General features: G+C 60.5%; 10 protein-coding genes. 2 read left to right on the top strand and 8 right to left on the bottom strand.

Annotation, left to right across the window (positions count from 1 at the left end):
- From H1Y01_RS13730 to H1Y01_RS13710, 5 genes are all read right to left on the bottom strand, one after another.
- Positions 1-611: SDR family NAD(P)-dependent oxidoreductase (locus tag H1Y01_RS13730; RefSeq protein ID WP_219341534.1), on the bottom strand; the 611-nt coding region annotated here is incomplete at its 3' end.
- Positions 589-1,101 (bottom strand): DUF3455 domain-containing protein, encoded by a 513-nt coding sequence (locus H1Y01_RS13725; RefSeq protein WP_180541081.1) that lies wholly within the window; start codon positions 1,099-1,101, stop codon positions 589-591. The genes H1Y01_RS13730 and H1Y01_RS13725, both read right to left, overlap by 23 nt.
- A gap of 65 nt (positions 1,102-1,166) precedes the next feature.
- Positions 1,167-2,936 carry a glutamine-hydrolyzing GMP synthase gene (guaA, locus tag H1Y01_RS13720; protein WP_180541080.1) on the bottom strand — a complete coding sequence of 590 codons (1,770 nt, stop codon included), beginning with the start codon at positions 2,934-2,936 and terminating at the stop codon, positions 1,167-1,169.
- 4 nt (positions 2,937-2,940) lie between these two features.
- Entirely contained in the window at positions 2,941-4,551 is a 1,611-nt protein-coding gene (locus H1Y01_RS13715) for a S41 family peptidase (RefSeq protein WP_180541079.1), read from the bottom strand.
- 155 nt (positions 4,552-4,706) lie between these two features.
- The gene (locus H1Y01_RS13710; RefSeq protein ID WP_180541078.1) at positions 4,707-5,192 is read right to left on the bottom strand and encodes a hypothetical protein; all 486 of its coding nucleotides are present in this window, start codon (positions 5,190-5,192) and stop codon (positions 4,707-4,709) included.
- Here H1Y01_RS13710 and H1Y01_RS13705 point away from each other — a divergent pair.
- Positions 5,176-6,798 (top strand): hypothetical protein, encoded by a 1,623-nt coding sequence (locus tag H1Y01_RS13705; RefSeq protein WP_180541077.1) that lies wholly within the window; start codon positions 5,176-5,178, stop codon positions 6,796-6,798. The genes H1Y01_RS13710 and H1Y01_RS13705 overlap by 17 nt on opposite strands.
- Positions 6,799-7,005: 207 nt before the next feature.
- Positions 7,006-9,531 (top strand): putative Ig domain-containing protein, encoded by a 2,526-nt coding sequence (locus H1Y01_RS13700; protein ID WP_180541076.1) that lies wholly within the window; start codon positions 7,006-7,008, stop codon positions 9,529-9,531.
- A gap of 77 nt (positions 9,532-9,608) precedes the next feature.
- Here H1Y01_RS13700 and H1Y01_RS13695 read toward each other — a convergent pair whose 3' ends face one another.
- From H1Y01_RS13695 to H1Y01_RS13685, 3 genes are all read right to left on the bottom strand, one after another.
- Positions 9,609-10,379 (bottom strand): hypothetical protein, encoded by a 771-nt coding sequence (locus H1Y01_RS13695; protein WP_180541075.1) that lies wholly within the window; start codon positions 10,377-10,379, stop codon positions 9,609-9,611.
- Positions 10,380-10,390: 11 nt separating this feature from the next.
- Positions 10,391-10,777, bottom strand: coding sequence for a heat shock protein transcriptional repressor HspR (locus H1Y01_RS13690; protein ID WP_180541074.1), 387 nt, complete (start codon positions 10,775-10,777; stop codon positions 10,391-10,393).
- 3 nt (positions 10,778-10,780) lie between these two features.
- The coding region (locus tag H1Y01_RS13685; RefSeq protein WP_180541073.1) for a DnaJ C-terminal domain-containing protein at positions 10,781-11,655 on the bottom strand (875 nt) is incomplete at its 5' end.

Here is an 11,655-nt window from a genome sequence, read left to right as displayed (position 1 = left end):
GTCTCTATAAACGTCGGCGCCACGGCGTTCACCGTTATGTTGTACTTACCCCACTCTACCGCCAGGCACTTAGTCAGGTGCGCGATCGCCGCCTTAGTCATGCAGTAAATGGACTCAGTCGGCAGCGCGACAAAGCCGGCTTGCGAACCTATATTGATAATCCGTCCCCGCTTCTGCCGGATCATCACGCGACCCGCCGCCTGGCTGGTAAAGAATGTCCCTTTCAGGTTCACCGCCAGAGTAGAATCGAAGTCTTCTTCCCGAACGTTCTCGGCGAGATTTCCCGGAGCGATGCCCGCATTGTTAACCAGGATGTCGAGACGGCCGAACCGCGCCACGGTATTGTCGACGGCGCGGAAGATCTCGTCCTGCTTCGTAACATCCATTTGCAGCGGCAGCGCCCGGCGGCCGAGCGCCTCAATCTCTGCGGGTAATCCGCCATGCGCCCCGATGTCCCGCAAACCTAAAGCGACATCGGCGCCGGCATGCGCGAGAGCCAGCGAGATCGCACGCCCCAATCCGCGTGCCGACGCGGTAACAAGAGCCACTTGCCCGGTAAGCTCGAAATTCGGAAACTCGTTCATCGACTTACTTGGCGTCTGCGGCTCCATGCGCGTCGCCGTAAAAGTAATAACTAGCCTCGTACGGAACCGAAGTCTCGGTGTTCCCACTGCCCGCGGCGCACCCGGTCGAAGGCGCGGCGCCGCCCTTCGTTTCGAGCCGTTGAATACTCAGCACGCGTTGCATCACCCCAGTGCCTTCATGCGATGCGGCGCCCAACAGCAGCCACGGAATCGAACCCGCATCGGGAGACGCGACGCTAGCCGCCAATTTCCCCGTCACCCGGCTTCCATCGGTCGACTCCCAGGTCGGACCCGCATAGTGGCGCCCCACAACCTTGCCGTCTTTGTCGATGAGCTTGGCCTCGGGACCCTTTAGCTTCCACCCATAGCCGTCCGCCGCGCGCTGGCAGGAATAGATCTGCTTCCCCTCGCCATGCAGCCGCAAAAGTAAGGTCTGACCCTCCGGCACGCGAAGCTCTTTGGGAACCTCGGGAGTCTGCGCAGCCAGAATTCCGCACCCAACTGGCAGCAGAAGCAAGAGTCGGATCCGATCGGTTACTCGCACCTAGCCAGCTTAGCGGACCGCGCTCCCAACTTAGCCCGCTACTCCCACTCAATCGTCCCCGGAGGCTTATGCGTCAGATCGTAAAAGACCCCAGCGACTCCGTCAATCTCTCGCAGCCGCTCCGCCATCGCACCCAGCAGATTGTCATCCATCAGCACGGCTTCCGCAGTCATGCCGTCGACCGAGTCTACCGGCCGCAGCACCACCGAATCCCGCCGCTCCGCAGTCCCAAACGGAATCAGCACCACGGGAAACTGCCAGATCTCCCTGTCGAACCCACTAGCCCTGGACATCTCCCGCACAATTCGGTCGGCTTCCCGCAATCGCTCAATCCTCGCGGGCACAATCGACGATGCCCACACCCGCATCGATCCCACCGGCGCAATCGCACTAACCAGCGCAATCACGCGGTTGATCTCCGCCGTCTGATTGACCAACTCCGTTGCAGCCGCGCGCGCATCTACCGCTTTCGACGGATACTCCTCGGTCGCCAACACCGGCGCATACGTCCGAAAGTCTCCCTGCACCCCGACCGATCGCACCGGAACCAGCCACTCGTCTCCACGCGCGATCGGCTCCGCGTCCACCTCGGAACAGAGGCATCGAATCGCCAGTCCCGGACCCGGAAACGGATGCCGCTCCAGATACTCCGGCGGCAATCCAAGCTGCACCCCGATCGCCCGCACCTCGTCCTTATAGAAGGACTGCAGCGGCTCCACAATTCCGCCGCTCTCGATCAGTTTCTGGATTCCCGCAACGCGGTTGTGATGCGTCTTGATCACCGCAGCCTGAGCCGTCCCGCCCGATTCGATCGTGTCCGGATAAATCGTCCCCTGGCCCAATACCCACCGCGCGTTCAACAAATGCTGCTCTTCGATAATGCGCTCCTGCACGGCGACGAACGCCTCGCCGATAATCGCCCGCTTCAGCTCCGGATCGCGCGCCCCCGCCAGCGCCCCCAGAAACTCGCCGGCCGCGTGCTCCACCCGAACATCGTCGCCCAGTTTGGCGAACATCGCCGCCACGCCCTCGGTTTCGCCCGCGCGCATCAATCCCGTGTCGACATAGATCCCGCGCACGCGATCGGCGCCCAGCGCGCGCACACACAGCTGAAACGCCACGGTCGAATCCACGCCGCCGCTGACGAAGAAGAACACCTTCCGCCCCGCGGCGGTCTTCCGAATCTGCGTCTCGATCTCTTCCAGCTGATGCGCCGGATCCCAATCCTTCACGCACCCGCAGATGTCGAACACGAAGTTCGCCAGCAGCTCGCGCCCTTGCGCGGTATGCACGACCTCCGGATGGAACTGCACCCCGTACAAATGCCGACTAGGATTCTCAATCACGGCCATCGCGCAAGTCTCCGTCGACCCAATGCGCGAGAAGCCGGCAGGCAAGCCCGCGACCACGTCCTTGTGGCTCATCCAGATTTGCTTGCGGTCGGAAAATCCGGCCAGCAGGCGGCTCGCCGCCCAGCCGTCTTCCAGCGATAACGTCGCGAGTCCGTACTCGCCTTTTTGCCCAGGCCGCACATCGCCGCCGAGCAGCTGCGTCATGAGTTGCAGGCCGTAGCAGACGCCCAGCACCGGGACACTGCCGTCTAAAATCTCAGGATCGATGGTCGGAGAGCCGGGGTCGTAAACGCTGGCCGGGCCGCCCGAAATAATGACGCCGCGCGCACCGCGAATCTCGTGCGCCGGAACATCGCTCCGGCGGATTTCGGCATGCACCCCCAGTTCACGCACTCGCCGGGCGATCAGATGACAATACTGACCGCCTGCGTCGAGAACGAAAATTTGGGGAGTCAACTACCTAATGCGCCATCCGCTGCACAATGATCTTCTTCGACGTATCGAGCAGCGCCTGCGCCTTCGGCATCGCATCCAGCGCCTTCAGAACGATCGGGTCCGTCTCCACGCGGTACTTGTCGCCTTCGGTCGCCCCGAGCGCCGTAAGGATCATCTGCGTTCCCAGATTGCGCTTGATCCAGTCGTGGTCGCGCGTGAACTCGGCCTCGGTGAACTTCACGTTCGGCTCTTTCAGCATCCAGTCGTGAAGCTGCTCCACCGTCTGGTCGTCAGGCTGCCAGTTGGCCGGCAGCTTGATCGAATGATCGGCGAAGTAATGCCGTGTGAAATTCAAAATTCCCTGCGCATAGAGATAAGCCTGCAGCGAGTCGAACTTCTCCGGCGTGATCTTCTCATCCGGCGCGATGCCGCCGCCGCCGTACACCGTCCGGCCGCCGTCCGTCATCTTGACATCGTTATCGTTGCGCGTCGCGGTGTTGGTCTTGTAGTAGTAATCGAGGAACGACGTGTTGGCGTAATCGCGCTGGATCAGGCGCCCGCTCGGCGTGTAGTAGCGCGCCGTGGTCAGCGTCAGGCCGGTGTTTTCGCTCAGCGGATACACCGTCTGCACCAATCCCTTGCCGAACGTGTTATCGCCCAGAATCCAGGCGCGGTCGTGATCCTGCAGCGCGCCCGAAACGATCTCTGAAGCCGAGGCCGAGTTCCGATTCACGATCACCACGATCGGATACAGGCTGCCATGATTGCCGTTCTGCGCCCGGTACACGCGCTCCGGCGAGGAACGGCCGTGGTGCGAGACAATCACGTCGCCCTTCGCCAGGAACTTATCGGCCACCGAAACCGCCTCATTCAACAAACCGCCGGGATTATCGCGAAGGTCGAGGATCAGCCCCTTGAGCTCCGGTTCGCCGGCGGCCTTGTCCGTCGCCGCGAACTTCTCCAGCGCCTGCTCCACTTCATGCCCCGTCGTCTCGTTGAAAAGTTCGATGTGAAGGTAACCAAAGCCCGGCTTCACGAAGAAAGCCTGATCGACGCTGGGCCGGTTGATATCGTCGCGGACCACGTCAAACTCCAGCGGTTTCGGCGCACCTTCGCGGACGATGCCGATATGCACCGTCGTACCGCGCGGACCTTTTAACATGTCCGCGACTTCGGTAGTCGTCAGGTTGTCGGTGTTTTTCCCGTCAACCATGCTGATCGTGTCGCCCGGCCGGATCCCTGCCTTATAAGCGGGCGATCCCACGAAAGGCCGGATCACGACCGTCTTCCCATTGCGCGGGCTCACCTGCATCCCCACGCCGAAGTAATGCCCGCGCTGCTCTTCTTTCATCAGCGCCAGTTCTTTGGCATCGAAGAAATTGGAGTGCGGGTCGAGCGTCCGCAGCATGCCGGGAATCGCACCCTTATAAATGCCGCGATCCGCGGAAACGGGATCGGCAAAGTTGTCTTCCACCACGCCGTAAACCTTCGTGAAGTTGTGAACGCTCGACTTCACGTCGTCTTCCGTCGAGGCCGCCGAAGCGGTCATCAGGTGCGAGCCGAAGCGTCCACCCACGACGGCGCCGGCCAAAATAAATAGGGGAATCAGGAGAAATGAGCGTCGCCGCTGGACCATGCCGAACAGAACCGTCCTTTTTACGAGTATACCCAAGCGTGGGCTATTTGAGGGCCGATGGGTTTTGACTTCGAGGTGTCTGCTATATTGGACATCGCATCTATCGGTATCGTTACGCCGATTTCCAGGCCGTCTTTGTTCGCATTGAGAAAATTTCATTTTTTACCGGCCGCTTCGCGGATGAACCGCTCTTTTGCTCCTTTAAGGTGGAATTCCGGCCATTCCCTGTGTTTCCCGAAATTTGCAGACATGTTTTTCGTCTCTTCCCGCGCCCTTTGCTTCAACATGGGCCTTGACACTGCTCCAAGCCATGCGGTATCAATGATTTTGCCGCTCTGCGTCCGAACTAAAGTACTGGGTCGCGTCTCGACTCGCTTCAAGGCGGCGGAGTGGAACAATTTGGCAGTCCCGAAGTTTGCAGTCAAGCGCGCTAACCAACGTTTCGCGTCAACAATTTTGTACAGCGCCGGATTCGGCCACTTGCGGCTATCCGGAGCCGGAGACACCATTTCCGTTGGTTCTCTTTCGGCGGTACAAGGGCATTTGTAGTGGTAGCTGAGGCTGGGGTTAGAAGAAACTTCGACCGATTCAAGAAACTTACGAAAGAAACTTAAGGAGAAAGAAATGGCAGATTTTCGCAAGAGTCTCTTGCTCGCAGCCATGGCCCTCGCCGTCGGCGTTGGTACGGCTAGCGCGCAAACTACCGAGTGTATCGGTAATAACGGCGTTCCCCCGCTACTGCGGGCGGAAGGCGTAACTGAATTAACTGGTTTGATCAGTTTCAACTGTCCCGGAGTGGTCGCAGGCGGAACGGCGAACATAACCGTCTCGGTAAGTGCGCCGATCACCAGTCAACCGACGGAGCCTTACTTGACCGTTGCATCGACCGGTGTCGATGGTTACCCGGCGACATACGCTGGGACCGTTGTCGGTCAGGCTGTCGTTTTTAACGGCGTAGTGTTACCGACGAACCTGGCGAGCGGTTTCACGGTCGGGATCGGCGGCGTTCGGGTGAATGCGAGTACGGTCGCAACGAGCCCGACGGCCGGCATCTTCAGCCAGGTGAATTCGGTGATCACCATCAACAACGTCAACGTTCCTTTGAATCCGTTGTTTGTGGTCGGTTATGTGGTGCCAGGCGCGGCGGCGGCATCAATCACCCCCTACAGTTTGGGCGGAGCTAGCGCTTGCAGCACGTCTCCAACGTCCTTGTCCTTGGCAAGCACCGTGTACGGGTCGATCAACGTTACGGAAAGCGCGCTCGATGCTGACGTCTTCAAGCCCCAGGGTCCGATTTCCACTAGCTTCGACTCGGAGTCCGGTACCAACCTCTCGGGTAACCCCGCATTCCCGGCGCAGTCGGGCACGCAGTTTGCGGTCGGTTTGACGATCCCCTCGGGTATCACCGTCTATCTTCCGGTGACCATCACCAGCACGAGCGGGTCCGCTACTAACGTGGGCACGGCCGTCCTCGTCACGGGTCCCGGCAGCACGGTTGCGGTAACGCCTACTTCCGGTCTCGTTTATTCAGATACCGGCGGCGCTGCGGGTAACCTTCTGGAAGTTACGGGCACCGGTGCGGCTGTAACTTATTACTACAACGTCGTAACCTCCAACGCCAGCCTGGTGGAGAACTATTTCATCCCGGTCTTCGCTTCCGGTGCGATTAGTTCGGGGCTGCCGTCCGCTCAAGTGGCGCTAGCGCCGATTGCCGGTCCCAGCACGCCGACAACGGTCATACCGGAGTTCGCCGGATTAATTTCCCCGAGTTCTCCCGCCTATGCCCCGCTGTTCGGCACCAGCGCGCCGCAGGCTTGCCAGACCACCCTGCTGTTCCCCTTCATGACCAATCAGGCTGGGTTTGACACCGGCTTCTCGATCGCCGCCACTTCAACCGATCCGACAGGTACGGAGAACACGGTTGCTAACGCCAACCCCGGAACTTGCACTCTCTACTTCTATGGCGACTTGGCGCCCACGACAGCTCCTTCGGTAGCCGCCTCTCCGGGCTACATCGAACTGCACAGCACCGTCTCCGCTGTGGCGCCTGGCTTCCAGGGCTACATGATGGCGGTCTGCGACTTCGTCTACGCTCACGGATACGCGTTCATCACCGACGGCTTTATGGGTCCGGGACGCGGTCTTTCCGAGGGCTACGTCGCCAACGTAATCCCGCTGGGGACCCGCGCTGGTTCGCCTTCCACGCCGGTCGGCACCACTGGCCAGCCTGAAATCCTCGGTCACTAAGCCACGGGATTTCTTTTTCGCTTACCCGTCAAATCTTGACAACAAAGGGGAGAGCCCAGGCTCTCTCCTTTTTCTTTTTAGGGTGTATACTTCCATTGAGTTAGCTGTGCTTACCTGCCGGTCCACCCCCTTTTCATGCGTAAATCGACATTATTTCTTTTTTTCACCGCTTTCTCTTGCGGATTATTACCCGGGCAAACGCTTACGATGCTTTCGGGTAACGGGCAGCTCGACCCCGACTCCCAGTACAACGGCGGCGAGCCGCTTGTCTTCAAGGTGACCTCCAGTTCCGATCCGAACTCCGCCGGTCTTCCCGGTCAGCTCATCACCTTCACAACGAGTAACGGGATAATTCCCCTGAACGAATACAGCGCGGTGACCGGCGCGGATGGCACCGCCTCCGTCCAATTCCTGTCGGCTCCCATCAACGCAGGGCCGAGCTACGTGCAATTCAGCATCACCGCTTCCCTTTCCACCACGCCTCCCGTCACCTCCACTTTCTACGAAACCTCCTATTACGTGGCTCCGGGAACCGACTTCCAATACGCGCAGACCCAGTTGATTTCACCCACAAATCTCACCAGTGCCACGTACGCAGCGCAGGCCGGCACTGGGGGTACTCCGATTCAATTGCGGATATACGCCAGCGGCGGCAACCAGAGCGGCCAGTCCATCGGCAATGTCGCCGTGCGCGCGGTTTTATTGCCGCCCTACGGAACAGGCGCCACCGTTCAGAGCGTTCGCTGCAAAGAGGCCAACCCTGCCGACTACGAAGGAAACGTGTACACCACCACCCTGGCCGGCAGTGCCGTAACGTGCACGCCCATCTTCGCCCTGCCGAACGAAGTCTTTTCGCCGGGAACCAACATCTTCCAGTTCGAAATTCTCGTGGGCGACCACTTCGCCTACGGCCCGATCACTTACAACGTAACCGTTGCGCCCGTCACTCTCGCCGGCGGACTCGTAAACGCCGAAGCCCCTTTCCCCGCGACTCAACTGGTCGTGGGCGGCGGTTTGCCGCCGTACACCTTTAGCATCGCCGGTGGAACTCTTCCTGCCGGCGTCTCGTTGAATCCCCAAACAGGCGTCGTCACTGGCACGCCGACCGGAACTCCCGGAATCTACTCTTACACGGTCCGTGCGCAAGATTCGACGGGTACTTCCGCCACGCTTCCACAATCGATTGCTGTATCTAGCGGCCCGATCACCCCCAGCGCAAACGTGCTCTCGGCTTATGCGGGCGAGAAAGTTTCTTCAACCATCACCTTCACCGGCGGGGTTCCTCCGTTAACCGTCAAGACGGTGACCGGTTTACCGGCAGGCTTTACGGACACCATTCAAAGCGGCGGCTCCGTTCTTATCTCCGGCACAGCGCCCGCGGTAGGAGCGCCCGTCCCAGTCTCCTTCTCCGTCATGGATGCCACCGGCGCGGCTTTCCCCGTCATTGTCGATTTCCAGGTTTCCGCTGATCTCACTGTGACCGGTCCCAACCCGCAAACCGTGCTCGTCGGGGCCTCAGTCACCAATGTCACCGTCGTTCCGGCCAACGGCGTACCGCCGTACACCTTTACGGCTACCGGGCTGCCGACCGGACTCGGAATCGCAGCGACTACCGGCGTAATCTCCGGAACAGTCACCGCGACGCCTGGAGTCTACACCGCCAACGTGACGGTTACCGACTCGCTGGGCGAAGTGCAGACCTTGATGCCCGTCTTTTACGTCGAGACCAGCGCTCTGGCCATCGTGCCGGCCAGCGTGCCTCCCGCGTTCGCGGCGTTGCCCTACACGGCGACCCTCCAGTTCACGGGTGGAGTCCCACTCTCGAGCACGCCGCCTTATACGGTCGCCTTGGGAGCCAACCCTCCCGCGGGAATTACCCTGACGAACGGTGTTCTTACCGGCATCTTCCCAACCGCCGGAACGGTTAACGTTCCCGTAGTCGTTACGGACGGTACGGGCGTCTCGACGGCCATCCATGTCGCGATCGTGGTCCAAAGCGTTGCCGTCGTGAACGCCGCTTCCTTCATCAACGGAAGCGTTGTCGCGCCCGGCGAGATCGTCAGCATCTTCGGCTCGGGATTCGGCCCCGCCGCCGGCGTTTCCGGCACGATCGACGCCACCACCGGTAACCTGGTGACCACGCTCGCCGGTGTTCAGGTTCTGTTCGGCGGCACGGCAGCTCCAATCTTCTTCGAGAACGCCGGCCAGATCAACGTGCAGGTCCCCTATCAGTCGGCTGTGGGGTCGAAAGTGCCGGTAGTCGTCTCCATCAACGGAACGCCTTACACGGTTATCGCTTCGCTGCCGGTAGCTGAATCGAATCCCGGCTTATTTGCCGATTTTCCGGCGACAGGATACGTCACAGGCGCGCCCATTCAAGCGATCGCCCTCAATTACCCGGCTGCTACGCTGAACTCGGCCACAAATCCAGTCGCGCGCGGGAGTTACATTGTCCTCTACGCTACCGGCGGAGGAACGCTGTCCGCGCCGCTCAGCGATGGCATGGCCGCGAGCACCGATCCGCTCATCACCCTGACGGATAACCCGCAAGTCACCATCGGCGGCCAACCGGCAACCGTCTCGTTCGCGGGACTCGCTCCCGGCTTCATCGGTCTGATCCAGGTCAACGTGCTGGTACCGGAAACCGTTACGCCGGGCTCAGCCGTTCCCGTGGTTCTGACCTTCGGCGGCGCCGGCAATCAATCCGAAAACGCCACGATCGCAGTCCAATAAACACAAAAAGCCGGGAATCCACAAGGATTCCCGGCCACAACACCTATTCACTCCGGCCTAGCCGAATCCACCCGTCGCTAATTCACCGCGATCTGCAACACCTGCCCGGTAGGCTGAACCATCACCGTCAATCGCCCCGGCTTAAACTCCACCCCGCGACGCCGAGATACAACCAACTCCGTCTTCCCGCGCCCCTCCAGACCCGAATCGCGCAAAGTCACATCGAATCCCGCGCCCGAAACAATCTCCGCGCTCAGCGAAACCCGCCCCGGAAGCTTGTTCTCGATCTTCACTTCCTGACTTTTGTTCCCGGTCAGATGCACTTCCGTCCGATCCGCGCCAACCCCCTGCAGCACGTCTTTCTGCGTGGGTCCCTTAGCGATCATCGCCTTCAAATCCATCCCGCTTCCGGCGGCCACCCCCGGATCCACTTTCATCACCCCGAACGGCGTTTGCCGCACGGTCACCTTGGGAATAAACCAGAACCACTGGCCATTCTCGAATTTCCAGTGGCTCGAATAAGGCACGTTCTCCTCATACTCGCCCACCCGTGGATTGCGGATCTTGGTCTTGCTCACCATCGTGAGATTCGCCGTAGTGAAGTTGTCTTCCCACGAGATTCCCTCCACGCGGAAATCCTCAATCGACGGTTTCTCGTTAACGTAATAAGCATCCCGCGAATCCGGCGCAACCAGATCCTCGGCCGCCCGAAACTTCTTATCCACGATCAACTGGTAGAACTGCCCGACGCGGTTGCGGAGCGCTTCTTCCACGTCCTTGGGAGCCGTCTTTGCCGCACCCGAAGCGGCCGCCGCCCCCATCGCTCCCAGCAGCGCGATCGACACCAATCCCCGCATCTTCATCGCCGCTTAGCGTCTACCAGCCGAATCAGGGTACGAACGCCGCTCGGCGCCTGGGGCGCCGCCTCGCGCGACCGCGTCGACATCTCCTGATTCAGCGTCTCCACGAAATTCTCTACTTCTTCATGCATTTGCCGCATCTTCTCGCGCATATTCAATATGATCTCAACACCCGCCAGATTCACGCCCAGATCGCGCGTCAGATGCAGGATCACTTCCAGCCGTTCCAGATCCTGCTCGGTATAAAGCCTCGTATTTCCGTCGCTGCGGGAAGGCTTCAGCAGCCCTTCCCGCTCATAGAGGCGAAGCGTCTGCGGATGAATTCCGTATTGCTCGGCCACCGACGAGATCATATAGGCGGCTTTCGATTTCGATCGCGGCGCCATACGCTACACCTCGCTCCAGATCTGAGCCCGCGGATCTTCCGGATTCAATTGCGCGAGCTCGCGTAGAATCTCCCTGGTTCGCTCATCCTGCGCCTTGGGGGCTTGCAGCGATACTTCGATAATCTGATCGCCCCGCCCGTTCTTGCGCGTATTGAAAACCCCGCGCTCGCGCAGCCGGAATTTCTGACCGTTCGCCGTTCCCGGAGGCAGCTTCCAAAGCGTCTTGCCATCGATCGTTGGCACTTCGATCTTCGCTCCCAGCGCCGCTTCGGTCACCGTCACCGGCACCGTGATCTCGATATTATCGCCTTCGCGCTTGAATACAGGATGCGGCTCCACGCGCGTCGTGATATACAAATCGCCTGCCGGCGCGCCCATGGTTCCCGCATTTCCTTTGCCCGGCACACGCAGCCGCGAACCGGTCTGCGCGCCCGCGGGAATGCGCACGTCCACGGTCTCTTTATGCGCGATGCGCCCATCGCCATGACACGTCGGGCACGCGTTGCGCAGGCGGCCCTTGCCGTTGCAGCGCGGGCACGAGAGGCTAAACTTCATGGCCCCCGCCATCTGCGTCACCTGTCCCGTGCCATTGCACTGCGGACACGTCACGCTCCCACCCGCGCCCTGGCCGGAGCCGTGGCACGTCGGGCACACCTCGTGTCGCGTCACTTCCAGCTTCAGCGTCGTCCCTTTGATCGCCTGCCAGAAATCGATATTGATGGCGTACTCGAGATCCGCGCCTTTCTCCGGCGTCTCCTCCTCGGTCTCGCTGCCGCCTTTAAAAAACTGGCTGAAGATATCCTTGAAACCGCCTGTGCGCTCTTCGGTCGTCGATTGCCGCGGGTCCGTCCGTCCGGCATTCTGCCGGAAATACTCGC

The sequence above is a fragment of the Nevskia soli genome (assembly GCF_903970205.1).
Classification (GTDB): Bacteria; Acidobacteriota; Terriglobia; order Bryobacterales; family Bryobacteraceae; genus Bog-113.
The sequence above is the reverse complement of the archived record's forward strand: the minus strand, read 5'-3'. Positions and strand labels throughout refer to the sequence as shown.

Bases quoted from the DNA above. Each gene is read 5' to 3' on its own strand.
- H1Y01_RS13715 (WP_180541079.1), bottom strand. From the start codon at position 4,551: ATGGTCCAGCGGCGACGCTCATTTCTCCTGATTCCCCTATTTATTTTG.
- H1Y01_RS13705 (WP_180541077.1), top strand. From the start codon at position 5,176: ATGGCAGATTTTCGCAAGAGTCTCTTGCTCGCAGCCATGGCCCTCGCC.
- H1Y01_RS13700 (WP_180541076.1), top strand. From the start codon at position 7,006: ATGCTTTCGGGTAACGGGCAGCTCGACCCCGACTCCCAGTACAACGGC.
- H1Y01_RS13690 (WP_180541074.1), bottom strand. From the start codon at position 10,777: ATGGCGCCGCGATCGAAATCGAAAGCCGCCTATATGATCTCGTCGGTG.